22 protein-coding genes are annotated in these 26,095 nt (G+C 52.8%); 5 read left to right on the top strand and 17 right to left on the bottom strand.

All coding sequences use genetic code 11. The features are described 5' to 3' along the window. Positions 1-134: 134 nt before the first annotated feature. The 13 genes from wecG to trxA all read right to left on the bottom strand — a co-directional run bounded on the left by wecG (position 135) and on the right by trxA (position 13,127). A complete protein-coding gene (gene wecG, locus WC1_RS01055) occupies positions 135-875 on the bottom strand; it encodes a lipopolysaccharide N-acetylmannosaminouronosyltransferase (protein WP_003017964.1) in 741 nt (246 codons plus the stop codon). Then, a complete protein-coding gene (gene wzyE, locus WC1_RS01060) occupies positions 875-2,230 on the bottom strand; it encodes an ECA oligosaccharide polymerase (RefSeq protein ID WP_003017967.1) in 1,356 nt (451 codons plus the stop codon). The genes wecG and wzyE overlap by 1 nt, the downstream gene beginning before the upstream one ends. Next, complete coding sequence (locus tag WC1_RS01065; RefSeq protein ID WP_003841197.1) at positions 2,227-3,306, bottom strand: TDP-N-acetylfucosamine:lipid II N-acetylfucosaminyltransferase; 1,080 nt, start codon at positions 3,304-3,306, stop codon at positions 2,227-2,229. The genes wzyE and WC1_RS01065 overlap by 4 nt, the downstream gene beginning before the upstream one ends. Further along, positions 3,303-4,553, bottom strand: coding sequence for a lipid III flippase WzxE (gene wzxE / locus WC1_RS01070; protein WP_016151233.1), 1,251 nt, complete (start codon positions 4,551-4,553; stop codon positions 3,303-3,305). The genes WC1_RS01065 and wzxE overlap by 4 nt, the downstream gene beginning before the upstream one ends. Position 4,554: 1 nt before the next feature. Next, positions 4,555-5,685 (bottom strand): dTDP-4-amino-4,6-dideoxygalactose transaminase, encoded by a 1,131-nt coding sequence (gene rffA, locus WC1_RS01075; RefSeq protein ID WP_016151232.1) that lies wholly within the window; start codon positions 5,683-5,685, stop codon positions 4,555-4,557. Between the two features lie 4 nt (positions 5,686-5,689). Further along, positions 5,690-6,367: a dTDP-4-amino-4,6-dideoxy-D-galactose acyltransferase gene (rffC, locus tag WC1_RS01080; protein ID WP_016151231.1), complete on the bottom strand. Its 678-nt coding sequence runs from the start codon at positions 6,365-6,367 to the stop codon at positions 5,690-5,692. Next, positions 6,364-7,626: a UDP-N-acetyl-D-mannosamine dehydrogenase gene (gene wecC / locus WC1_RS01085; protein ID WP_016151230.1), complete on the bottom strand. Its 1,263-nt coding sequence runs from the start codon at positions 7,624-7,626 to the stop codon at positions 6,364-6,366. The genes rffC and wecC overlap by 4 nt, the downstream gene beginning before the upstream one ends. Further along, the gene (wecB, locus tag WC1_RS01090) at positions 7,623-8,753 is read right to left on the bottom strand and encodes a non-hydrolyzing UDP-N-acetylglucosamine 2-epimerase (protein ID WP_032948215.1); all 1,131 of its coding nucleotides are present in this window, start codon (positions 8,751-8,753) and stop codon (positions 7,623-7,625) included. The genes wecC and wecB overlap by 4 nt, the downstream gene beginning before the upstream one ends. Positions 8,754-8,808: 55 nt before the next feature. Further along, a complete protein-coding gene (gene wzzE / locus WC1_RS01095; RefSeq protein ID WP_003844617.1) occupies positions 8,809-9,855 on the bottom strand; it encodes an ECA polysaccharide chain length modulation protein in 1,047 nt (348 codons plus the stop codon). 12 nt (positions 9,856-9,867) lie between these two features. After that, positions 9,868-10,998 carry a UDP-N-acetylglucosamine--undecaprenyl-phosphate N-acetylglucosaminephosphotransferase gene (gene wecA / locus WC1_RS01100; RefSeq protein WP_176602770.1) on the bottom strand — a complete coding sequence of 377 codons (1,131 nt, stop codon included), beginning with the start codon at positions 10,996-10,998 and terminating at the stop codon, positions 9,868-9,870. Between the two features lie 202 nt (positions 10,999-11,200). Further along, positions 11,201-12,460, bottom strand: coding sequence for a transcription termination factor Rho (gene rho, locus WC1_RS01105; protein ID WP_002437993.1), 1,260 nt, complete (start codon positions 12,458-12,460; stop codon positions 11,201-11,203). An 87-nt stretch (positions 12,461-12,547) separates the two neighbouring features. Beyond that, positions 12,548-12,667, bottom strand: a complete 120-nt coding sequence (locus WC1_RS24285; protein ID WP_049259789.1) for a rho operon leader peptide — start codon at positions 12,665-12,667, stop codon at positions 12,548-12,550. Between the two features lie 130 nt (positions 12,668-12,797). After that, on the bottom strand, positions 12,798-13,127 hold the full coding sequence (gene trxA, locus WC1_RS01110) for a thioredoxin TrxA (RefSeq protein WP_001280776.1): 330 nt from the start codon (positions 13,125-13,127) through the stop codon (positions 12,798-12,800). 143 nt (positions 13,128-13,270) lie between these two features. Here trxA and rhlB point away from each other — a divergent pair, with 143 nt between their 5' ends. Beyond that, positions 13,271-14,539 (top strand): ATP-dependent RNA helicase RhlB, encoded by a 1,269-nt coding sequence (gene rhlB / locus WC1_RS01115; protein ID WP_003017994.1) that lies wholly within the window; start codon positions 13,271-13,273, stop codon positions 14,537-14,539. A gap of 136 nt (positions 14,540-14,675) precedes the next feature. After that, complete coding sequence (gene gppA / locus WC1_RS01120) at positions 14,676-16,157, top strand: guanosine-5'-triphosphate,3'-diphosphate diphosphatase (RefSeq protein ID WP_003844615.1); 1,482 nt, start codon at positions 14,676-14,678, stop codon at positions 16,155-16,157. A 47-nt stretch (positions 16,158-16,204) separates the two neighbouring features. Here the strand turns inward: gppA and rep are convergent, their stop codons facing one another. Beyond that, the gene (gene rep / locus WC1_RS01125; protein WP_003829018.1) at positions 16,205-18,226 is read right to left on the bottom strand and encodes a DNA helicase Rep; all 2,022 of its coding nucleotides are present in this window, start codon (positions 18,224-18,226) and stop codon (positions 16,205-16,207) included. Positions 18,227-18,310: 84 nt separating this feature from the next. Here rep and ppiC point away from each other — a divergent pair, with 84 nt between their 5' ends. Next, positions 18,311-18,592 (top strand): peptidylprolyl isomerase PpiC, encoded by a 282-nt coding sequence (ppiC, locus tag WC1_RS01130; RefSeq protein ID WP_003017999.1) that lies wholly within the window; start codon positions 18,311-18,313, stop codon positions 18,590-18,592. A 119-nt stretch (positions 18,593-18,711) separates the two neighbouring features. Here the strand turns inward: ppiC and ilvC are convergent, their stop codons facing one another. After that, a complete protein-coding gene (gene ilvC / locus WC1_RS01135; RefSeq protein ID WP_003018001.1) occupies positions 18,712-20,187 on the bottom strand; it encodes a ketol-acid reductoisomerase in 1,476 nt (491 codons plus the stop codon). A 164-nt stretch (positions 20,188-20,351) separates the two neighbouring features. Between ilvC and ilvY the strand changes: the two genes are divergently transcribed. Then, entirely contained in the window at positions 20,352-21,254 is a 903-nt protein-coding gene (gene ilvY / locus WC1_RS01140) for an HTH-type transcriptional activator IlvY (RefSeq protein ID WP_003018003.1), read from the top strand. Between the two features lie 172 nt (positions 21,255-21,426). Next, positions 21,427-22,620, top strand: a complete 1,194-nt coding sequence (fabV, locus tag WC1_RS01145; RefSeq protein WP_003841179.1) for an enoyl-ACP reductase FabV — start codon at positions 21,427-21,429, stop codon at positions 22,618-22,620. 63 nt (positions 22,621-22,683) lie between these two features. Here fabV and ilvA read toward each other — a convergent pair whose 3' ends face one another. Both ilvA and ilvD read right to left on the bottom strand, forming a co-directional pair. Further along, positions 22,684-24,228 carry a threonine ammonia-lyase, biosynthetic gene (gene ilvA / locus WC1_RS01150; protein ID WP_016151228.1) on the bottom strand — a complete coding sequence of 515 codons (1,545 nt, stop codon included), beginning with the start codon at positions 24,226-24,228 and terminating at the stop codon, positions 22,684-22,686. A 5-nt stretch (positions 24,229-24,233) separates the two neighbouring features. After that, complete coding sequence (ilvD, locus tag WC1_RS01155; RefSeq protein ID WP_016151227.1) at positions 24,234-26,084, bottom strand: dihydroxy-acid dehydratase; 1,851 nt, start codon at positions 26,082-26,084, stop codon at positions 24,234-24,236. Positions 26,085-26,095: the final 11 nt, after the last annotated feature.

Genomic DNA, 26,095 nt, shown 5'->3' with positions numbered 1-26,095 from the left:
ATGGTTTCCTAAAATCGCTTAAATGGCAATTAAAGCATTCAAAAAATGAATATATTGTGCGAGAAAGCAGCGATTATGTTGTGAATAAGTAGCGTAATTAGCAGATCACGCTACTTATCAGAGGAGAGAGGGCGTCAGAGGTTGCCGGTATAGTGCCAGCGGAGATAGCGTAATAAGCGAAGTTGTCGAGTAATACGGCTCGGTTGCGACAATAAGCGATACAGCCACTCCAGCCCCAGATTTTGCCAGATTTTAGGCGCACGCTTAACGTGACCGGTAAAGACGTCGTAGGTGCCACCCACGCCCATATACAGCGCGTCAGGGTGAGTCTTGCGGCAATCACGCATAAAGATCTCTTGTTTCGGCGAACCCATCGCCACCGTCACAATTTGCGCGCCGCTGGCGTGAATACGCTCAAATAACGCCTGACGCTGCTCTGGGGTAAAATAACCATCCTGGCTACCCACAATGTTCACACGCCACTGTGCACGTAGTTTTGCTTCTGTTTGCGCCAGAACTTCAGGCTTGCCACCAACCAGGAAAACAGGCGTTCCGTTTTGCCCAGCTCGCGCCATCAGCGCTTCCCAAAGATCAGCACCGGCCACACGTGAAACCTGCGCCTGCGGGAATTTTTTGCGCACCGAACGCACCACGCTAATCCCATCCGCATATTTGAACTCCGCGGCGTTGATCAGCTCCCTCACTTCAGGATTATCTTCTGCTGTCAGCATTTTCTCAGCGTTGATAGCCACCAGCGTTCCTGACCTGAGATGTCCTTCGGCAAACAGGTAATTCAGCGCATGTTGCATATCGCGCCAGCCAATCAGTTGTAATCCGCGCAGCGAATACAGCGGCGCAGTTGTGTTATCTGTCATTACGATCCTTCAATTTGTGTCCGGGGCAGCGACTTGATTCGTTTATGGATGAGTCCTGCGCTATCGAATAGCCAAAACAGCAGTTTTGCCATCAGTAGGCAAACGCCAAAAATCACGAGGAAAAAGACCACTCGCGAGACAAACGAATCCAGCCCTTCACGTGCCAACACGATCATATTGAAAATGGCGCCAAAACAGAAACTGTGCAAAATCGCCGCCTTATAGCGATTGGTTTCTTGGTTACCTAGCTCATACAGCCAGTCGAACCACTTGATAATGAGTCCAACAACAATCGCGCCTAACGGTATAAAAAGCGCCCCGCCCATCACCACCAGCGAACCAATTAACGTCGGCGAAATCGCCAGTCCCGAGTGGTTGTTCAACACTTCCCAGGTAAAGTAGTTCGCTGAGTTGAGTACAATACTCGGCCGCCCAGGCCACAGCCAGGAAGGGATAAAGACATAGAAGTCACGAACAATCGGCGCCAGCCCCTGGAACTCAATATTGTGGTAATTCTGCAGCAACAGCGCCAGGTTCTCCCACGGCGAGAAGGTGTCGCGCGTAAGGTACAGGAACGTATAGAACGCCTCATCGCCGCTAACGCTCATTCCGTAGCGCTTCAACGCCAGCCAGAACATCCCGACAATACCCAGCACGCCTGCTGCGACCAACATCCACAGCGAAATCCAGCCGCGAATAATGCCGATAAACAAGAAGATGGCAAACGCGATAATGATATTGGCGCGCGTCCCACCCACAATCATATAGGTCAGCAAACCAAACGCGACGGTACTCACCAGGAAGAACAACCACGCTTTGCTGTCCTGACGCAGGAAATAAACCACCAGCATGGCCGGAATGAAGAAGTAGAAGAAACGCTTCAGAGCGACCCCAGAGACTTCGCTGGAAAAAATCTGGCTATAGGATTGCAGTCTGAACAGCAGGAATCCGTTGTGCATAAAGAAGACGCCCACGCTCACCAGCGCAATCGCCATCAGGATAACCCAGGTCAAATGGGCTTCAACGCGATTGATGGTAAACAGCGGCCTGCGCGGCTTACCCTCTACTCGCTTACGCAATCGCGTTTTATACGTCACGTAGTAGACGGCATAGAAACAGGCTGCTGACAGCAAGGCCTGCAGCAGGATCTCCGGCGGAGCCACTGCCACATCAAAGCGGAACACCAGGATGCTGGTTAACGGGAATCCGAAGAAGAACGTCAGCAAGAACAGCAATGAGAAGAAAACATTGAAGTTAAAACGTACGCGGCGGAACTCAAACCAGGTCAGCGTGGCGATAAATAAGGTGGAGAGCAGCCAGACTACCAGCAGACCGCTGAATTGCATCAGGCTCATACGGTTTCTCCTGAAGCAATGCGCAGCGCGTTATACCACGGCTGCAGATAATTCGGGCTAAAGAAGGTAATCGTGTTTTTATCTACCGATGCCAACTGGCGCTGCGCTTCACGTACGACGCCTTCATTGAGATCATCCGTGGTAAATAACACCGGAAGATTCTGTTCCACCATATCCTGCCAGAAGGGATTTTCACGGTTGAGCACGCACGGGATACCCGCCTGGATCAGCAAACACAGGGTACCGATCCCCTGCTGTCGGGCAAAAATAAAGTAACCCAAATCGCATTGCCGCAATAATGTTAGATAGGCATCAAATTCCAGCTTTTCACTTAAAATCTGCAGATTATCAGCGCTAAATAATGCCATACCGGCCTGGCGAACCTCATCGATATAGGCATCATTATTGGCGGGGTAACCCATCGGTACAATCACGTTCACCGTGTCGCCGAACTGCTGATGGACAGCACGCAGCGCGGCAACATGCTCATTGCTGCGATCGCCAGAGTTGCCAACCAGCACCGTCATCTTGCCGCTGCGCTGACAATCATTGCTCATGTTATTGAGTGAAGGATCCATTCGCGTTGGGAAATAGAGCAACTCACCCCGTACATGCGGATGTTGCTCGGCGAAATAACGTAAATCGCCCCGCGTGGCAAACACGCAGCCCACGCGGTTCTGCGCCATGCGGCGAATCGGGTAAAACAGGCGGAATTTCAGCCCACTGGAGACTTCGTATAAATCAGCACCCCAGATATGCCAGTAAAACTGCGTCGGTTTAATTCCCCCGCTCAGCAGCGCCAACCACAGGCTGGTGTTGAACTGACCGTGGAAGAAGAATCGCTGTTGGCGATTCGCTTTTGCTTTCGCAATAACTGCTTCGGCTAACGCTTTTTTCCCGCTGTAGAAACTCAGCGATAACGCCGGGCAGCTCTCACTGAATCCCGCATCCTGACCGGCAACCATAAACGTGCGCGCGTGCTCGCTCGTCGCGGCAAGCGAGTCGTTGAAAAACCGCAGCACGGTTTGGTTATGGTGAGGGATATCCGATCCCAGAACGTGAATCAGTACAGTCATGCCCGCCTACGCCAGAGTAAAAACACGCCACAACAAAGAGAAAAATAGACGATGTACGTTGCCATATAAGCCTGTGCCGCTCCCAGCGCACCATGTGCAGGGATCAGCCAGTGAGCAAACACCGTCAATAACATGAACTGGCTAATTTCAGCCAAAATATAAAACCGCAGTGACGCTTTCGCGATCACCAGATACCCAAAGACATACGCCCCAACTTTTAGTACATCGCCAACCAGTTGCCAGGCAAACAGATCGCGCATGGCGGTGAATTTTGCGGAGAAAAGCAGCCAGATAGCAAAGTCACGCAGTAGCCAAACGGTAAAGCTCGCAGCGGCAACTGCTGGTAACACGAACTTCAGCGACTTAACCACCTCGCGCGTAATGTCGCGCTTTTCAGTAAGTCGCGACAACGTCGGCAGCAAGTAAACGCTGAATGAAGCGGTAATGAATTGCAGATAAGCATCAGAGATACTGCTTACCCCCTGCCAAATCCCCACATCATCCCAACTGTACTGCGCCGCCAGCAGGTTTCGCATCATCACGTATGCCACAGGCAACGTTACGGAGGTAATCAGCGCCATCAGCGTAAACTTGCTTAGCTGTCCAGCCAGACCGTTATCCCACGAGGGTTTCAGGTAATGCAGCGGAATCGCCCCACGCTTAATCAGCATAATAGCGACGGGGATAACGACCAACGCGGGCACTAACGCCAGACCCAGCAAAGCGCCTTCATACCCTCCCAGGCGATAACAGCCATAATAAGCCACTACGCCCACTAGGCTACCCACAATCAGCGACAGCGCGTTACCCGCCGCATCGCGAAAACCCTTCATCAACGCCAACAGCAGATTCGCCCAGGCAATGCCCATCTGCACCAGCGCAACCAGTCTTACCAGCCCCTGATAATGAGTATGACCAAACAATCCCTGACTGATTGGTGCGGCCGCCAGCAGAAAAATCACCGCCATCAGCGTAGAGAATCCCAGCACCATCGCGGAAGATGTACCGACGACCTTGCGGAGCTGGTTCGGATCGTCATGGTGCTGCGCAACATATTTCGTGACGCCGTTGAAAATGCCGGCCCCCGCCAGGACACCAAGCACGGTGACCATCTGGCGGAAGTTACCCGCCTGCCCCACGCCTGCCGGGCCAAACGACACCGCCAGCAGCTTCACGACCAGCAAACCCGCACCAATTTTTACCAGCGTACTGGCTGCCGTCCATAAGGACGCTTTAGCAAGCGACATTTCAGGCGAAGTAGTTGAGTAAGGTCGAAATTACCGTTCGCTGGTTGACCGGCGACAGGTTGTAGAACAGCGGTAAACGCAGCAAACGCTCGCTCTCTTTGGTGGTGTAACGATCAACACCGGCAAATACGCCGAATTTGTCGCCAGCCGGGCAATCATGCAGCGGGATATAGTGGAACACCGCCATAATTTCAGCTTCTTTCAGGAAGTTAATCAACGCCGTGCGATCGTCGATATCGCGCAGCTTGATGTAAAACATATGGGCGTTTTGCACGCAGCCGTCCGGTACAGAAGGCAGCTCGATACGTCCGGTACGCGCCAGCGGTTCAAGAGCATCATAGTAGTTCTGCCACAGAGTCAGACGCTGCTGGTTAATGCGGTCCGCTGCTTCCAGTTGCGCCCACAGATAAGCGGCCTGTAGATCGGACATCAAATAGCTGGAGCCGATATCACGCCAGGTATATTTATCTACCTGGCCACGGAAAAACTGGCTGCGGTTTGTCCCTTTTTCACGGATGATCTCTGCACGTTCGACTAATTTTTTATCATTAATCAGCGTCGCGCCGCCTTCACCACCTGCAGTATAGTTTTTGGTCTCATGAAAGCTAAAGCAACCGATGTGACCAATCGTCCCCAGCGCCCGACCTTTGTAAGTCGACATAACGCCCTGGGCCGCATCTTCCACCACAAACAGGTTATGTTTGGTCGCCAGCGCCATAATAGTATCCATTTCGCAGGCCACACCCGCGTAATGCACCGGCACAATCGCGCGGGTTTTGTCGGTGATCGCCGCTTCAATCAGCGTTTCGTCAATGTTCATGGTATCCGGGCGGATATCAACAAAGACAATTTTCGCGCCTCGCAGCACGAAAGCATTGGCCGTGGAGACAAACGTATAGCTTGGCATAATGACTTCATCGCCAGGCTGGATATCCAGCAGCAATGCCGCCATCTCAAGCGATGCGGTGCAGGAAGGCGTCAGCAATACTTTCTCGCTGCCAAAATGCTGTTCCAGCCACTGCTGGCAGCGACGGGTAAAACCGCCGTCGCCACACAGTTTGCCGCTGTTCATCGCAGCCTGCATGTAATCGAGTTCAGTGCCCACCACCGGCGGTGCGTTAAATGGAATCATCGTGTCACCTGTATAACCAATACGCGGTGCTTTCCACATTCGCACCACTGTGTATATAACGTTTAAGCGCGGCGGTATTGCCCATTTGGGTCGCCACACGCAGTGCTGTTTTACCGTGAGCCTGCGCCCAGCAAAGCGCGGCCTGCATCAGTTCTGCTCCCGCCCCACGCCCGGCTAGCAGGCCAATTCGCGCCTCGGTCGCATTCAGTTCACGCAGCGAGACATAGCCACGAATCTCACCTGTTGGTGTACGAAAAACGAGGCATTGATGATCGAACGTCCCCAGCACCGCGTTTTCAATCCACTGCGCATAAAAACGCGCGCTGGCATCTGCGGCATACCACGGGGGGCGAAAACGACTTTGCGCGAACGCCTGTCCTGCCAGATGGCGTAATGCAGGGATATCCGTAGTTTGTGCGACCTGCGCACCGGGGTCACCATGTGCACACGTCACTGGCAGCACAAAATCCACTTCACCTTCAACCAGTGAGAAGCCCAGCTGTTGCAGGGCATCTAATTCTTGGGTATTGGCGGCAGGTATTTTTGCCTGTACCCGCGACCAGGGCTGCAACGCATCCGCAGTCAGAACCGACGCGTGTTGGTCAAAACGTACAATGGCGCTATGCACGCCAAAGAACGTATTTTCCCAGCTAAGCGGTTCAATACTGGCGCGGATTTTCACCGCCAGACCCCTTTGGTATCAACGACATATTGCTGGTGAACCGCATCGCCTTTAATGGCTTTAAATTCATTGTGGTCGACAAGCAAGACCAGTACATCGGCACTTCCCAGGGCATCGTCCAGCGTTGCCAGTTGGCACAGACCGTCCAGTTTTTTCGGCAGTTGATGGATATTCGGTTCCACCACCAATGTTTCGCCTTTGTGCCAATGCGCGATACTTTGCGCAATTCCCATCGCCGGGCTTTCACGTAAATCATCGATATTCGGTTTAAATGCCAGACCAAAACAGGCAATTTTCACTTCGCTGGCCCGTTTATTGGTATCCGCCAGACAGTCGGCCACGGCAGCTTTTACCCGATCGACCACCCAATGAGGCTTACCGTCGTTTACCTCACGCGCGGTGCGAATCAATTTCGCCTGCTGCGGGTTCTGCGCCACGATAAACCACGGATCAACCGCGATACAGTGCCCGCCAACACCCGGACCCGGTTGCAAAATATTCACGCGCGGATGGCGATTTGCCAGGCGAATCAGTTCCCAGACGTTGATCCCCTGATCGGCGCAAATCAGCGACAACTCATTAGCGAAGGCGATATTGACGTCGCGGAAACTATTTTCAGTCAGCTTGCACATTTCCGCAGTGCGGGCGTTGGTCACGACACATTCACCCTCAAGGAAAATGTTGTACAGTTCGCTAGCACGCGCGGAACAGACGGAGGTCATTCCCCCAATCACGCGGTCGTTTTTAATCAGTTCAACCATCACCTGGCCCGGCAGCACGCGTTCTGGACAATAAGCAATGTTAACGTCAGCCTGTTCACCGACCTGCTGCGGGAAAGTCAAATCAGGACGCATTTCAGCCAGCCATGTGGCCATCTGTTCGGTAGCCCCGACAGGCGACGTCGATTCAAGGATCACCAACGCGCCTTTTTTCAGCACCGGAGCAAGAGACTTGGTTGCGGCTTCCACATAAACCATATCGGGTTCGTGCTCCCCCTTAAACGGAGTAGGCACAGCAATCAGAAAGGCATCCGCATCTACAGGGGTTGTGGTCGCACGCAGAAATCCATTTTCGACCGCCGTTTTCACCACGGCGCCCAAATCTGGCTCAACGATATGAATTTCACCGCGATTAATGGTATCCACCGCGTGTTGATTTACATCTACGCCAATCACATGCTTTTGACGGGAAGCAAAGGCAGCCGCCGTCGGCAGTCCGATATAACCCAGCCCAATGACAGAAATGGTCGTAAAACTCATAGCGATATCCGATTATTTTTTAACGCGTGTAAAATGCGGCCACATGCCTGCCCGTCACCATACGGATTATGGGCGCGGCTCATGGTCTGATATTCATTATCGTCATGCAGCAAACGCGTGACTTCTTCGACAATACGCTGCGGGTCTGTCCCTACCAGACGTACTGTACCTGCAGTAATCGCTTCCGGACGTTCCGTCGTTTCGCGCATCACCAGTACCGGTTTCCCCAAAGATGGGGCTTCTTCCTGAATCCCACCGGAGTCGGTCAGGATCAGCCAGGCATGATTCATCAGCCAGACAAACGGCATGTAATCCTGCGGTTCAATCAGGATGACGTTTTCAACGTGACCCAGAATGCGATTCACCGGTTCGCTAACGTTAGGATTCAGGTGCACCGGATAGACAATCTGTACGTTCTGATTGGCCGCAGCAATTTCCGCCAGCGCGTGGCATATGCGTTCAAAACCGCGACCGAAGCTTTCACGACGATGACCGGTCACCAGTATCATCTTTTTATCAACAGCCAGGAAAGGATAACGTTCTGCCAGATCGGTACGCAGCACCTCATTTCCCAGTACACGGTCACGAACCCAGATCAACGAATCAATAACCGTATTACCTGTAACGAAGATACGGCTATCAGAAATATTTTCCCGTAGCAGGTTTTGGCGCGAGTTTTCTGTTGGCGCAAAATGATACATCGCCAAATGCCCGGTCAGCGTACGGTTCGCCTCTTCCGGCCAGGGAGAGTAGAGATCGCCTGTACGTAAACCCGCCTCCACATGCCCTACCGGAATACGCTGATAGAACGCGGCCAGGCTAGTGGCAATGGTGGTCGTGGTATCGCCGTGAACCAACACAACGTCGGGTTTAAAGTCAGCCAGAATAGGCTTTAATCCTTCCAGTATTCGGCAGGTAATTTCTGTTAGTCCCTGACCTGGCTGCATAATATTGAGATCGTAGTCAGGTACAATGGAAAAAAGGTTCAACACCTGATCGAGCATCTCGCGATGCTGCGCCGTGACGCAAACTTTTGCCTCAAAATCAGGATCTTTTGCCAACGCATGAACCAGAGGTGCCATTTTTATGGCCTCTGGTCGCGTGCCAAATACAGTCAGTACTTTCACATCGATTCTCTTCGGATTGGCAGTGAGGGCCCAGCCCCTCACTGCAACGATATTGCTAAATCGTGCGGCGGCGGGTTAACGCGACACCAGCACCGATCAGAGCCCCAACGATGCCCCACATAATCATCAGGAAGGCACGACGAGGGCTGTCACGTTTTACCGGTTCCTCCGGCGTACGCAAATAACGATAGGTCTGAAAACGCGGATCCAGAGTTGGCCCAACGTTCAGTGTGTTAAGCATGGCTCGGTTTTGGAAGTAGTCCAGATCGAAATCGGGACCAACAGATTGCAGGTTTTCGAGTCGCGCCTGCAGCATAGGGCGTCCAAGCAAAAACAGTTCTGAATCAGGTAATTCTTCAGCCGGAACGTCAGTGGAAGTACGCGAAATATTATGCTGTTCAGCAATTTTGAGTGCCTGCTCAATGTTGTGGACTCGGCGAGAGAAAATCGATTTCGCCACTTCTTCCTGGCGTTTTACCTGTGCCTTCATCTGCACGGTGCGCGCAGCCCAGGCTCCCTTTAACTCGTCGTTCAAATGACGCGCAGCACGCTGACTGGCAAACGCAACGTACTGACGCAACAGATTGTTGGCATCAGGTGCCGTCTCAGCAATCAGCTTCACGCTGTCATTGGTATTACGAACCGCATCGCCAGGCATAAACTGAATGTTATTGATCAGTTCATCCAGCATCGCCGCATCGGCTTTGCTATTACCCACCATACGTTGCTTGTAGTAATCAGTCTGCTGCCAGAATTCACGGCGCGTATCCCATGAGGCAAGCTGCATAATAAATTCTTTATAGGCTTCATCCATCACTGACGGTTGATCCGCTGATGCAAGACTGGCCTTGATGTCCAGGTTACGCAAGAATTGCTGCTGAGAGTAATAACCGCCCAACATATTGACCGTGGGCCTGTCTGAAATCGCCGTCGCACTCCACTCCTGACGAGCAAAGAACGTATAGGCGAGAGCGACTAACGCGAAGGCGAGAGCCATGCCGACAATCCACACTTTCCCTGCCCATAAGGCACGAAACAACCCACGGATATCCAGTTCATTTTCTGCGCTCACGGCGTGTTCCCCCGGTAATGGTTGTGTCATCGCATCCTCAATTTACTTGGTTAAGTTTGGTTTGCCTTCGCGGTGCCTTCGTAGTCTGCGCTTAACTCGCTTAATAAATCTCGCCACCTTCCATGCTCGCTTAATACAGTAACCGTAAAGACCGAATGCCAGTAAAAAGAGCACCAACATGGCCCATTCAGGGACTAAACGAAAATATTCAGCCAGTGCACCGATAGAGGCCAGAATCGCTGCAGCCAACGTGATCAGAACAAATGCCTGTCTGGAAGTAAACCCGGCGCGCATCACTAAATGATGAATATGCTGGCGATCTGCAGAGAAAGGACTCATGCCTTTACGTAAACGACGATACATGATCGCCACCATATCCATTAACGGAATGGCGATAATCCACAGAGCCGTGACCGGGCTAATAGGATGCGTTTTACCTTGAGTGGTCTCCAGCAGGATCCAGATTACCGTAAAGCCAATCAGCGTACTCCCCGCATCGCCCATAAAGACTTTATAGCGGCGTCCGAGAATCCCCAGGTTCAGTAGGATGTAAGGCAGAATGGCGGCGATCATGGCAAAACACCAGATTGCCAGGCTTGTCTGGCCATCGAACCACAGGATAAACCCCATCGCTGCGAATGAGACGCTGGATAGCCCGCCTAACAAGCCATCAATGCCATCAACCATATTAAAGGCGTTAATCGCCGCCCAGACGGCAAAAAGGGTGAGAAAATAACCAAAGGGACCCAACAACAACTCCCACGGGCCAAAAATATATCCCAGGCTACTTAGATAAAGCTCACCTTTTACCATCATCACAATAGCAATCGCCGCCTGAACGACTGCTCGTATTTTTACGCTGATGTCAAAACGATCGTCAAGCGCGCCAACAAACACCAGCACACCTGCACAGAAGAGGTATAAAGAGGCATGGGGAATGTAATAATCCGAAAGGCCAAACATGAAATTGATTCCGGCAAACACAGAAATCCCGCCCACTAACGGAATAATCCCTTGGTGACGTTTGCGGAAGTTTGGCTTATCCACTAAACCTATTTTTATGGCTACTTTTCGTGCCAAAAAAATAAAAATGGTTGTGAATAAAAAAATACTAACTAGCTCAGAGAAAGCAGCGAGTAGATTCACAGTGTATGTGTTCTCAGCATATATCATTTCCTTAAAGTATAATGCGTTAAGACGCCCCCTTGAAGAGAGCAGCTAAAACATTACACTTCCTACCTCTTGTCGGTCATGCCGCACATTGTGACAATCCATGACGCCGATAATAATGACAATTTTATCTGACCAAACATTAGGATGAATCGTAAAAGCAAAACGCCACGTAAAAACGTGGCGTTTTCAGATGATGCCCGAATCAGGAACGCTTCATCATATCGAAGAAGTCGTCATTGGTCTTGGTCATCGCCAGCTTGTTAATGAGGAACTCCATGGCGTCGATTTCACCCATAGGATGGATGATTTTGCGCAGGATCCACATTTTCTGCAGCTCTTCCTGGGTAGTGAGCAGCTCTTCTTTACGGGTACCGGAACGGTTGTAGTCGATAGCCGGGAAGACGCGTTTTTCAGCAATCTTACGGGAGAGATGCAGTTCCATGTTGCCGGTACCTTTAAACTCTTCGTAGATAACTTCATCCATTTTAGAGCCGGTATCAATCAGCGCAGTCGCGATGATGGTCAGGCTACCGCCCTCTTCCACGTTACGTGCAGCACCAAAGAAACGCTTCGGACGATGCAGGGCGTTGGCGTCCACACCACCGGTCAGTACTTTACCGGAAGCAGGAACCACGGTGTTATATGCACGTGCCAGACGGGTGATGGAGTCAAGCAGAATGATAACGTCTTTCTTGTGTTCAACCAGACGTTTCGCCTTCTCGATAACCATTTCCGCAACCTGAACGTGGCGGGAGGCAGGTTCGTCAAAGGTAGACGCAACCACTTCACCTTTCACCAGACGCTGCATCTCGGTAACTTCTTCCGGACGTTCGTCAATCAGCAGCACCATCAACACGCAGTCAGGATGATTGTATGCAATGCTCTGCGCGATGTTCTGCAGCAGCATGGTTTTACCCGCTTTCGGCGGAGCAACAATCAGACCACGTTGGCCACGACCGATCGGCGATGCCAAATCCAGTACACGTGCCGTTAAATCTTCAGTAGAACCGTTACCACGCTCCATACGCAGACGAGAGTTTGCGTGCAGCGGCGTTAAGTTCTCAAAGAGGATTTTGTTACGGGCGTTTTCTGGTTTGTCGTAGTTAACTTCGTTAACTTTCAACAGCGCAAAGTAGCGTTCACCTTCTTTCGGCGGGCGAATCTTACCAGAAATGGTATCACCAGTGCGGAGGTTGAAACGGCGGATTTGGCTGGGAGAAACGTAGATGTCATCAGGACCGGCGAGGTAGGAGCTGTCTGCAGAGCGGAGGAAACCAAATCCATCCTGCAATATCTCCAGCACACCGTCACCAAAGATATCTTCGCCACTCTTTGCGTGCTGCTTCAGGATGGCAAAAATAATGTCCTGCTTGCGCATACGAGCCAGGTTTTCAAGGCCCATATTTTCGCCGAGAGTGATCAGCTCAGAAACCGGCGTATTCTTTAATTCGGTAAGATTCATAATGGTGTGAGTTCTTAAACTTGGGGTAAATCTCGAACTTAATGTTGTGAATGGTATGGCAGGGTCATCCATGCCTGTTTACGGCCATCAACTCATGTCTGTTCGCTGTCTGGTCACAGGAAAGTACGCAGAACTGAAACGACAAGACGGATTGAGTGACAAGCCAGGAATCTGTCCACTTCTCGCGCGAGAAACAACGGGAAGTATTGGATATAACTAGATTCAAACTTAATAAGGTATGTTTAATACGAAGTCAACACTAACTTAGCACGACTCAAGTCGGGCGTCCAGTCATCCGAATCATTTCGAAGTATGGTCGCCCGATCATGAGACTTCCTTACGCTAAATTAGCGTCGAGGAATTCTTTCAACTGACCTTTGGACAGCGCGCCGACTTTTGTCGCCGCAACTTCGCCGTTTTTAAACAGCAACAGGGTCGGGATGCCACGGATACCATACTTCGGCGCGGTGCCTGGGTTTTGGTCAATGTTCAATTTAGCAACCGTCAGTTTGCCCTGATATTCGTCAGCGATTTCATCCAGAATCGGAGCGATCATTTTGCACGGACCGCACCACTCTGCCCAGAAATCAACGAGGATTGCTCCGTCCGCTTTGAGTACATCCGTGTCAAAACTGTCGTCAGTCAGGTGAATAATTTTATCGCTCATAATAACTCCACAGGAATAAGCCTGGTGCATTGGTGTAGCATTAATCAACGACGTGTTGATGTAGCATTAACCAACTAAAGGTTGACTTTATTTCACCGGATACGCTTTCGTAAAGCAATAGTAAGCTGATATTCTACCACACTATGAGCAAAACACATTTAACAGAACAGAAGTTTTCCGACTTCGCCCTGCACCCAAAGGTGATAGAAGCCCTTGAAAACAAAGGCTTTCATAACTGTACGCCCATTCAGGCCCTCGCGCTGCCGCTAACGCTGGCTGGTCGTGATGTTGCCGGGCAGGCGCAAACCGGTACCGGAAAAACGATGGCGTTCCTGACGTCAACGTTTCATTATCTTCTCTCTCATCCCGCGATTGCCGATCGCAAGGTGAACCAACCGCGTGCGTTAATTATGGCGCCAACGCGTGAGTTAGCCGTGCAGATCCACGCCGATGCCGAGCCGCTGGCACAGACCACTGGTCTGAAATTAGGCCTGGCGTATGGCGGCGACGGTTACGATAAGCAGCTGAAAGTGCTGGAAAGCGGCGTCGATATTCTTATCGGCACGACCGGTCGTCTCATCGACTATGCAAAACAGAACCACATTAATCTGGGCGCGATTCAGGTCGTGGTGCTGGATGAAGCCGATCGTATGTACGATCTGGGCTTTATTAAAGATATCCGTTGGCTGTTCCGTCGTATGCCGCCAACCACCCAACGTCTGAATATGCTGTTTTCTGCAACCCTCTCTTACCGCGTTCGCGAACTGGCGTTCGAACAAATGAATAACGCTGAGTACGTTGAAGTCGAACCGGAACAGAAAACTGGCCATCGCATTAAAGAAGAGCTCTTCTACCCCTCCAACGAAGAGAAAATGCGTTTACTGCAAACGCTGATTGAAGAAGAGTGGCCAGATCGCGCCATTGTTTTTGCTAACACCAAGCATCGTTGTGAAGATATCTGGGGCAGCCTTGCTGCAGACGGCCATCGTGTCGGTCTGCTGACCGGTGACGTGGCGCAGAAAAAACGTCTGCGAATCCTCGATGAATTCACCCGTGGCGATATCGACATTCTCGTTGCGACGGATGTTGCTGCACGTGGTCTGCATATCCCAGCCGTAACGCACGTATTTAACTATGACCTGCCGGATGACTGTGAAGATTACGTTCACCGTATCGGTCGTACCGGTCGTGCTGGTGCAAGCGGTCACTCTATCAGCCTCGCTTGTGAAGAGTACGCGCTGAATTTACCCGCAATCGAGACCTATATCGGCCACTCGATTCCGGTCAGCAAATATAACCCGGATGCGCTGATGACCGATCTGCCGAAGCCGTTGCGCTTAACGCGCCCGCGCACAGGCAATGGCCCACGCCGTACCGGTGGTGCTCCGCGTAATCGTCGTCGTTCAGGTTAAGAAAAGTTATGCCATACACAAAATCATTCAGCCTGTATCAAGGCGGCAAGAAAACGAATCCTGATGAACCTACTTTAGTAAGTGATTCGGGTGAGAGAACGCAGCCAACACAGATACAGGTTGAAGGATGAAGTGTATGAATTCTACTTCGCTGTATGCGGCAATCGATCTCGGCTCAAATAGTTTTCATATGCTGGTTGTACGCGAGGTGGCAGGAAGCATCCAGACGCTCACTCGTATCAAACGCAAAGTGCGTCTGGCTGCTGGACTCAACGGTGACAACGAGCTCTCTGTTGAAGCGATGGAGCGCGGCTGGCAATGTTTGCGCCTGTTTGCAGAACGTCTGCAGGATATTCCGCATCCACAAATCCGCGTGGTCGCCACGGCAACATTACGCATCGCCGTAAATGCCGATGTGTTTATTGCTAAAGCGCAAGAGATCCTCGGCTGCCCTGTCCAGGTGATTAGCGGTGAAGAAGAAGCGCGCCTGATTTATCAAGGTGTGGCCCACACTACCGGCGGCGCAGATCAGCGTCTGGTCGTCGACATTGGCGGGGCCAGCACAGAGTTGGTTACCGGTTCTGGCGCGCAAACCACTTCCCTGTTCAGCCTGTCAATGGGCTGCGTCACCTGGCTCGAACGCTATTTTACCGATCGTAATCTGGCACAGGAAAACTTTGACGAGGCCGAGAAAGCCGCTCGCGAAGTTCTGCGCCCGGTCGCCGACAAACTGCGTTTTCATGGCTGGAAAGTTTGCGTTGGTGCCTCTGGCACCGTCCAGGCGTTGCAGGAAATCATGATGGCGCAGGGCATGGATGAGCGCATTACGCTGGCCAAACTTCAGCAGCTTAAGCAGCGTGCCATTCACTGCGGTCGTCTGGAAGAGCTCGAAATCGAAGGGTTAACGCTGGAACGTGCGCTGGTTTTCCCCAGCGGGCTGGCCATTCTGATTGCTATTTTCACCGAACTGAACATTCAATGCATGACCCTGGCCGGCGGCGCATTACGTGAAGGTCTGGTCTACGGTATGCTGCATCTGGCGGTGGATCAGGATATTCGTAGCCGCACATTACGCAATATCCAGCGCCGCTTTATGGTCGATACAGAGCAAGCACATCGCGTTGCCAATTTAGCGACTAAATTTCTCGATCAGGTAGAAAAAAAGTGGCATCTTGAACCGATTAGCCGCGAACTACTGATTAGTGCCTGTCAGCTGCATGAAATTGGCCTAAGCGTTGATTTTAAACAGGCACCACAGCATGCCGCTTATCTGGTGCGCAATCTCGATCTCCCGGGTTTTACCCCTGCGCAAAAGAAACTGCTAGCGACGCTGTTACTCAACCAGACCAATCCCGTCGATCTCTCTTCACTCCACCAGCAAAACGCAGTGCCGCCGCGCATCGCGGAGCATCTTTGTCGTTTGCTACGCCTGGCGATCATCTTCGCCAGTCGTCGCCGTGACGATCTTGTGCCGGAAATACAACTGGATGCAAGAAACGAGCACCTGACGGTCACTCTACCAGAAGGCTGGCTGGAACATCATCCGCTGGGTAAAGAGTTAATCGATCAGGAAAGCCAGTGGCAAAGCTATGTCCACTGGCCGCTGGAAGTGCGTTAGATGTTGGTTGCCGGATAGTGCTTACACAGATCCGGCCCATAAAATACCTACTTCGCTTTAGCTTTCGCCATCATTGCCCGAATATTAGCGATGCTGGCCTGCCCTTTTTGCATCCGCTCCTCTGCGCTCACCACTTTTCGCTCTTGCTCCCAGATAACGTCATCCTGTGGCAGCTCCAGAAGGAAACGACTCGGTTCCGGACGCACCAGCTCACCGTACTGACGACGCTCTTTACATAGCGTGAAGATGAGCTCTTTTTGTGCACGCGTAATCCCTACATAAGCCAGACGACGTTCTTCATCGATATTGTCTTCATCGATACTGCTCTGGTGCGGCAAAAATCCTTCTTCCATTCCCACCATAAACACGTATGGGAACTCCAGCCCTTTTGAGGCATGCAGTGTCATCAATTGCACCTGATCCAGCTCTTCTTCACTCTCTCCACGTTCCATCATGTCGCGTAGGGTAAAGCGGGTAACAACCTGGGTCAGGGTCATTGGCTCTTCCAGCTCACTGCCTTCCAGCATCTCCGTCATCCAACTGAACAGCGTATTGACGTTTTTCATACGCATTTCAGCCGCTTTCGGGCTCGGCGAGGTTTCATACAGCCAGGATTCGTAATCAATACCGTGGATAAGATCGCGCACAGCGGCAACCGGCTCACGCTCCGCCAGACGCTGAATTTCCCCCAGCCAGTGCGTAAAGCGAGTCAGAGAATCATACCCGCGCCCGGTCAGTGTCTGGCTAAGTCCCATATCAAAGCTGGCGGTAAACAGGCTTTTATTACGTGTCATCGCCCATTCCCCCAACTTTTGCAGCGTGGCCGGGCCGATTTCACGTTTTGGCGTATTTACGATACGCAAAAATGCGCTATCGTCATCCGGGTTGCTCAGCACGCGCAGATAGGCCAGCAGATCTTTAATCTCCGGACGCGAGAAGAACGACGTTCCGCCGGAAATTTTGTACGGGATACGGTTCTGCATTAGAAACTTTTCGAACACGCGCGACTGATGATTACCGCGATACAGGATGGCGTAGTCTTTATACTGCGTCTTGTTCACAAAATGATGGGCAATTAATTCCCCGGTCACGCGTTCCGCTTCGTGCTCTTCATTATTGGCACTCAGTACCTTCAGTTCAGCACCGTAACCCAACTCGGAAAAGAGTCGCTTTTCAAAGACGTGTGGATTGTTCGCAATAAGGATGTTCGCCGCCTTCAGGATGCGACCTGATGAACGGTAGTTTTGCTCCAGCTTCACCACCTGCAAAGCCGGAAAATCTTTGCTTAACAGTACCAGGTTCTGTGGACGGGCGCCGCGCCAGGAGTAGATCGACTGATCGTCATCACCCACGACGGTAAAGCGCGCGCGTTTACCTACCAGCAACTTCACCAGCTCGTACTGGCTGGTGTTGGTATCCTGATATTCATCCACCAGCAGGTAGCGGATTCTGTTTTGCCAGCGCTCACGCACTTCTTCATTGCGCTGTAGCAGCAGCGTGGGAAGCAGGATCAGATCGTCAAAATCGAGGACGTTACACGCCTTCATATGCGCGTCATACAGACCATAGCAGTGGGCAAAAATACGATCGCGCTCGCCCTTGGCGCTGGCTGCCGCCTGTGCCGGAGTCATCAGATCGTTTTTCCAGTTGGAGATCGTCGAGATCAACTGCTGGAGGATAAGCTTATCGTCTTCGATTAGCCCTTCGGTCAGTTCCTTGAGCAATGCCACCTGGTCAGTATCGTCAAACAACGAGAAGTTCGACTTCATCCCCAGCGCCGCATATTCACGCTTAATGATATCCAGTCCCAGGGTGTGGAAGGTGGAGATCATCAACCCACGCGCCTCTTTACGACCCAGCGTTTGCGCCACGCGCTCTTTCATCTCGCGCGCAGCCTTATTGGTAAAGGTCACGGCCGCAATATGGCGTGCCTGATAACCACATTCACGGATCAGATGGGCGATTTTGTTGGTGATAACACGCGTCTTGCCGGAACCCGCTCCCGCCAGCACCAGGCAAGGTCCGGTGACGAATTCGACGGCTTGTTGTTGTCCGGGGTTCAAACGCATAAAGGGTCACTCATGAAAGTCGGGAGGGGAGAATAACAGCGTGGTAGTATAGCCAGCCTTAACCACCCCACTCAAGGCACGATCATGGCAAAAACAGCAGCAGCAGTGCATATCCTTGTTAAAGAAGAGAAACTGGCACTGGATCTTCTGGAACAGATTAAAAACGGCGCAGACTTCGGCAAACTGGCGAAGAAACACTCTATCTGCCCATCAGGCAAACGCGGCGGTGATTTAGGTGAATTCCGTCAGGGCCAGATGGTTCCGGCGTTCGACAAAGTGGTCTTTTCCTGCCCAGTGCTGGAGCCAACCGGCCCGCTGCACACTCAGTTTGGTTACCACATAATTAAAGTACTGTACCGTAACTAATAAAAAATCCCGGAGCGTTCAGGCACCGGGATTTTTTTGCCGGATGGCGGCTACGCCTTATCCGGCTTACATCTGCTGTGCGTAGGTCGGGTAAGCGCAAGCGCCACCCGACATCCTATTTAGCCAGCAACGGCAATGCGTTTCATATCGGTCATGTAACCGCGCAGTTTCTTACCAACCTGCTCGATAGCGTGGCTACGGATTGCTTCGTTCACGTCGCGCAGCTGCGCGTTGTCTACCGCACCTTCGGCAATCGCTTTGCCCAGGTCGCCGGTCTGCAGGGTGGTCATGAACTCTTTCAGCAGCGGTACGCAAGCGTAAGAGAACAGGTAGTTGCCGTATTCTGCGGTATCGGAGATAACCACGTTCATTTCGTACAGACGTTTACGGGCGATGGTATTCGCGATCAGCGGCAGTTCGTGCAGTGATTCGTAGTACGCAGACTCTTCGATGATGCCGGAATCAACCATGGTTTCGAACGCCAGCTCAACGCCCGCTTTCACCATCGCGATCATTAGAACGCCTTTATCAAAGTACTCCTGCTCGCCGATTTTACCTTCAAACTGCGGGGCGGTTTCGAACGCGGTTTTGCCGGTCTCTTCACGCCAGGTCAGCAGTTTCTTATCGTCGTTAGCCCAGTCAGCCATCATGCCGGAAGAGAATTCGCCGGAAATGATGTCGTCCATGTGTTTCTGGAACAGCGGCGCCATAATCTCTTTCAGCTGTTCGGACAGCGCATAAGCACGCAGTTTCGCCGGGTTAGACAGACGGTCCATCATCAGGGTGATGCCGCCCTGCTTCAGCGCTTCGGTGATGGTTTCCCAGCCGAACTGAATCAGTTTTTCAGCATATGCCGGGTCAGTACCTTCTTCCACCAGCTTATCGAAGCACAGCAGAGAACCTGCCTGCAGCATACCGCACAGGATAGTCTGCTCACCCATCAGATCAGATTTCACTTCCGCAACGAAGGAGGACTCCAGCACGCCCGCACGGTGACCACCGGTGGCCGCAGCCCAGGCTTTAGCAATCGCCATGCCTTCTCCTTTCGGATCGTTTTCCGGGTGAACGGCGATCAGGGTCGGTACACCGAAGCCACGTTTGTACTCTTCACGAACTTCAGTACCCGGGCACTTCGGTGCCACCATCACAACGGTGATGTCTTTACGGATCTGCTCGCCCACTTCGACGATGTTGAAGCCGTGGGAGTAGCCCAGCGCCGCGCCATCTTTCATCAGCGGCTGTACGGAGCGCACCACGTCGGAGTGCTGTTTGTCCGGGGTCAGGTTAACGACCAGGTCCGCCTGCGGGATCAGCTCTTCGTAGGTACCCACTTTGAAGCCGTTTTCGGTCGCTTTACGCCAGGAAGCACGCTTCTCAGCAATGGCTTCTTTACGCAGTGCGTAGGAGATATCCAGACCGGAGTCACGCATGTTCAGGCCCTGGTTCAGACCCTGAGCGCCACAGCCGACGATGACCACTTTTTTACCCTGAAGGTAGCTCGCACCATCGGCGAATTCGTCGCGGCCCATAAAGCGACATTTACCCAGCTGTGCCAGCTGCTGGCGCAGGTTCAGTGTATTAAAGTAGTTAGCCATGATGGTGTACTCCGTGATGTTGTGTTGTGGTGCTTATTATTCGGTTCGCAGATTTGTATTTGCGAGATTGAATCCACATTACAACAGGAAATTTATTGCGGAAATTGATATATTCACAACGTCACATTGCAATTTATGCAACGTAGAAAATCGGAGGCTCGTCTGTGGATTTACGCGATCTGAAAATGTTCCTGCATTTGGCTGAAAGTCGCCACTTTGGCCGCAGCGCACGGGCAATGCACGTCAGCCCCTCCACGCTTTCACGCCAGATTCAGCGCCTGGAAGAAGATCTCGGCCAGCCGCTGTTTGTGCGCGATAACCGCACGGTCACGCTGACCGAAGCGGGCGAAGAGCTGCGCGTATTCGCCCAACAGACGCTGCTGCAATACCAGCAACTGCGCCACACCCTCGATCAACAAGGGCCGTCGCTGTCAGGCGAACTGCATATTTTCTGTTCGGTAACTGCGGCATACAGCCATCTGCCACCCATTCTCGATCGTTTCCGCGCCGAGCATCCATCGGTGGAAATTAAGCTCACCACCGGCGACGCCGCCGATGCGATGGACAAAGTGGTCACTGGTGAAGCCGATCTGGCGATTGCCGGTAAGCCCGAGACACTACCCGGCGCGGTAGCTTTCTCGATGCTGGAGAATCTGACGGTGGTGCTGATCGCCCCGGCGCTGCCCTGCCCGGTGCGTAATCAGGTTTCCGTCGAGAAACCCGACTGGTCGACGGTGCCGTTTATCATGGCCGACCAGGGGCCGGTCCGCCGCCGCATTGAGCTGTGGTTCCGCCGTCACAAAATCAGCAACCCATCGATTTACGCTACGGTAGGCGGTCATGAAGCGATGGTCTCAATGGTGGCGCTGGGCTGCGGCGTGGCGCTGCTGCCGGAAGTGGTGCTGGAAAACAGCCCGGAGCCGGTACGTAACCGCGTGATGATTTTAGAACGCAGCGACGAGAAAACGCCGTTCGAACTGGGCGTCTGCGCGCCGAAAAAGCGGCTGCATGAACCGCTGATCGACGCGTTCTGGAAGATTGTTCTGGAACGTAAATCTGCCGACTAGCGCCAGCGTCAGGCCTAAAATCAGTGGTAGATTCAGTATTGGCGCTCCTTTTCTGTATAATGTCGTGATCCATTGTAGTGGGGGGCTTGTTAACCATCGCGTTAAGCAGGCCAGAACAGACGGTGTCATTGCGCACTTGACAGCGAAAATACAAACTTAATTAGCCATCATTATGATAATCAAACCAAAAATTCGTGGATTCATCTGTACAACGACCCATCCGACTGGCTGCAAAGTCAACGTGGAAAAGCAGATCGAGTATGTTAAGCAGAACGGGAAAATCGAGAACGGCCCGTCCCGCGTGCTGGTGATCGGTGCTTCCACCGGTTACGGTCTGGCTTCCAGAATTTCTGCCGCCTTTGGCAGCGGAGCCGCCACTATCGGCGTATTTTTCGAAAAACCGGGCACGGATACCAAACCGGGTTCCGCAGGCTGGTATAACTCTGCCGCCTTCGATGAAGCAGCTAAGCGTGAAGGTCTGTACTCCAAAAGCATCAACGGCGATGCGTTCTCTGACGAATGCCGTGATGAAGTGATCAAACTGATAAAAGAAGACCTGGGTCAGATTGACCTGGTGGTTTACTCACTGGCTTCCCCAGTGCGTAAAATGCCGAAAACCGGTGAAATCGTCCGTTCTGCGCTGAAGCCAATCGGTGAGGTTTACACCTCTAAAGCGATCGATACCAACAAAGATCAGATCATCACCGCCAGCATTGAGCCGGCAACCGAAGAAGAAGTTCAGAACACCGTTACCGTAATGGGCGGAGAAGACTGGGAACTGTGGATGGGCGCGCTGAGCGAAGCTGGCGTGCTGGCTGACGGCGTGAAAACCGTAGCCTACTCCTACATCGGTACCGACCTGACCTGGCCAATCTACTGGCACGGCGCGCTGGGCAAAGCGAAAGAAGATCTCGATCGCGCCGCGGGCGAACTGCGTAACCAGCTGGCTCCGCTGCACGGCTCTGCGAACGTTGCCGTACTGAAATCCGTAATCACTCAGGCGTCTTCCGCCATTCCAGTGATGCCGCTGTACATCTCCATGGTCTTCAAGCTGATGAAAGCACAGGGGATTCATGAAGGTTGTATCGAGCAAATCAACCGTCTGATGACCACCAGCCTGTACGGTGACAAAGTGGCGCTTGATGACAACCAGCGTATCCGTATGGATGACTGGGAACTGCGTGATGACATTCAGCAGGCATGTCGCGACCTGTGGCCGCTGATCACAACCGAAAACCTGGCGCAAGAAACCGATTATGCAGGCTACAAGCAAGAATTCCTGAACCTGTTCGGTTTTGGCCTCGACGGCGTGGACTACGACGCTGACGTGAACACCGAAGTCGAATTCGACGTTATCACGCTGTAATCTGCTGATACAGTAGCAAAAAGGGTTCATGTTTTTACATGAACCCTTTTTTAATGGCTGTTGTTAACCCGCCAGGAAGAACCTGAACGCCGGGTTATGCGTTTCATCGTGACAATCATAGCCCAGTTCGTTCAGCCGCGTTTCGAAATCAGGCTCGTGTTCCCCCAACTCAAACGCCGCCAGTACGCGACCATAGTCGGTACCGTGACTGCGATAGTGGAACAATGAAATATTCCAGTGCGTCCCCAGGGTATGCAGGAATTTGAGCAACGCCCCTGGTGATTCAGGAAATTCGAAGCTGTAGAGACGTTCCTGTAAGGGTTTCGACGGACGTCCACCGACCATATAGCGCACGTGTAGCTTCGCCATCTCGTCATCAGACAGATCCACCACGCTGTAGCCGCCCTCGTTGAGCAGTTGCAGGATTTCCTTACGCTCTTCCAGCCCACGGCTCAGGCGTACACCGACAAAAATGCAGGCGTCTTTGGCATCGGCAAAGCGGTAGTTAAACTCCGTTACCGAACGGCCCCCCAACAGCTGGCAGAACTTCAGGAAACTTCCCTTCTCTTCCGGGATGGTCACCGCCAGTAAGGCTTCGCGCTGCTCCCCTAACTCGCAACGTTCGGAAACGTAGCGCAAGCCGTGGAAGTTAACGTTCGCACCGGACAACACGTGCGCCAGACGTTCACCGCGAATATTGTGCTGGGCGATGTATTTTTTCATCCCCGCCAGCGCCAGCGCCCCGGAAGGCTCAGCCACCGCACGTACATCCTCGAACAGGTCTTTCATTGCCGCACAAATAGCATCGCTATCGACAGTGATAATATCGTCGAGATATTCATGGCACAGACGGAAGGTTTCATCGCCAATACGTTTCACCGCTACGCCTTCGGCAAAGAGACCCACACGCGGCAGATCCACCGGATGACCAGCATCCAGCGCTGCTTTCAGGCAGGCCGAATCTTCCGCTTCCACGGCAATCACTTTGATTTGCGGCATCAGCTGTTTAATCAGCACCGCAACACCTGCCGCTAATCCGCCACCACCAACAGGCACGAATACGCGATCGAGATGAGCGTCCTGCTGGAGCAGCTCCAGCGCCAGCGTGCCCTGCCCGGCAATCACCATCGGATGATCAAACGGTGGAACCCAGGTAAAACCCTGCTGCTGTGACAGTTCAATCGCTTTGGCTTTGGCTTCATCAAAATTCGCGCCGTGCAGCAGCACTTCTCCGCCGAAGCCGCGAACGGCATCGACTTTGATATCGGCGGTAGCCGTTGGCATGACAATCAGCGCCTTCACGCCTAATCGCGCAGAAGAGAACGCGACACCCTGAGCATGATTACCCGCCGATGCGGTGATGACCCCATGCGCTTTTTGCTCTTCGGTCAAGCCCGCCATCATGGCATAGGCACCGCGTAGCTTGAAGCTGTGAACGGGTTGACGGTCTTCGCGCTTCACCAGAATGACGTTATCGAGGCGCGAAGAGAGCTTTTCCATTTTCTGTAGCGGCGTTACCTGTGCCGCTTCGTATACCGGCGCACGCAGTACCGCTCTGAGATACTCAGCGCCCTCAGGAGCACCGGATAGAGGTTGTGAATCCGCCATGGTCATTATCCCCCGAGCTTCGACTTATCGCGCACCGCACCTTTGTCGGCACTGGTTGCCAGGCTGGCATAGGCGCGCAGTGCAAAGGAGACCTGACGTTGACGATCTTTTGGCGTCCAGGCTTTGTCACCGCGAGCTTCCTGCGCTTCACGGCGCGCAGCGATTTCCGCATCACTCAGTTGCAGTTGAATGCCACGATTCGGGATATCGATGGCAATCATGTCACCATCTTCGATAATCGCAATATTACCGCCGCTGGCCGCTTCCGGAGAAACGTGACCGATTGAAAGCCCCGAAGTACCGCCGGAGAAACGACCATCGGTAATCAGCGCACAAGCCTTGCCGAGGCCCATCGATTTAAGGAAGGTGGTTGGGTAGAGCATTTCCTGCATGCCTGGCCCGCCTTTCGGCCCTTCGTAGCGAATGACAACCACGTCGCCAGCCACCACTTTACCGCCGAGGATTGCTTCAACCGCATCGTCCTGGCTTTCATACACTTTTGCCGGGCCGGTGAATTTCAGGATACTGTCATCCACGCCTGCAGTTTTTACGATACAGCCGTTTTCCGCAAAGTTACCGTACAGGACTGCCAGACCGCCGTCTTTGCTGTAAGCATGTTCCAGCGAGCGGATGCAGCCTTCAGCGCGGTTGTCATCCAGCGTATCCCAACGGCAGTCCTGCGAGAACGCCTGGGTGGTACGGATGCCCGCCGGTCCGGCGCGGAACATTTTTTTCACCGCGTCGTCTTTGGTCAACATCACGTCATACCGATCAAGCGTTTGCGGCAGAGTCAGACCCAGCACGTTTTTCACGTCGCGGTTCAGCAGTCCGGCACGATCCAGTTCGCCTAAAATACCCAGTACGCCGCCTGCGCGGTGCACGTCTTCCATATGGTATTTCTGCGTGCTCGGCGCCACTTTACACAGCTGTGGGACTTTGCGGGACAGCTTGTCGATATCACTCATGGTGAAGTCGATTTCCGCTTCCTGTGCGGCCGCCAGCAGGTGCAGAACGGTGTTGGTGGAGCCGCCCATGGCGATATCCAGCGTCATGGCGTTCTCAAACGCCGCTTTACTGGCAATGTTGCGCGGCAGGGCGGAGGCATCATCCTGCTCATAGTAGCGTTTAGTCAGCTCAACGATGCGTTTACCCGCGTTAAGGAACAGCGTTTTACGGTCGGCGTGAGTCGCCAGCAGCGAACCGTTACCCGGCTGCGACAGGCCCAGCGCTTCGGTCAGGCAGTTCATTGAGTTGGCGGTGAACATGCCGGAGCAGGAGCCGCAGGTTGGACAGGCGGAACGTTCAACCTGCTCGCTTTGTGAGTCGGAGACTTTCGGGTCAGCGCCCTGAATCATCGCATCAACCAGGTCGAGCTTGATGATTTGGTCAGAGAGCTTGGTTTTCCCGGCTTCCATCGGACCGCCGGAAACAAAGATCACCGGAATATTCAGGCGCAAAGAGGCCATTAACATCCCAGGGGTGATTTTGTCGCAGTTAGAGATACAGACCATCGCATCGGCGCAGTGGGCGTTAACCATGTACTCCACTGAATCGGCGATCAGCTCGCGCGACGGCAGTGAATACAGCATGCCACCGTGCCCCATGGCGATACCATCATCCACAGCAATGGTGTTGAACTCTTTCGCCACGCCGCCTGAGGCTTCGATTTGTTCGGCAACCAGTTTACCGAGATCGCGCAGGTGGACGTGACCCGGCACAAACTGGGTAAAAGAGTTCACCACAGCGATAATCGGTTTACCGAAATCATCATCGGTCATCCCGGTGGCGCGCCACAGTGCGCGGGCACCCGCCATATTGCGGCCGTGGGTGGTGGTAGCAGAACGATACTTAGGCATGCTTGATTAAC

The sequence above is a fragment of the Citrobacter sp. KTE30 genome (assembly GCF_000398825.1).
Lineage (GTDB): Bacteria > Pseudomonadota > Gammaproteobacteria > Enterobacterales > Enterobacteriaceae > Citrobacter > Citrobacter freundii.
This window is presented reverse-complemented; position numbering and strand designations above follow the sequence as displayed.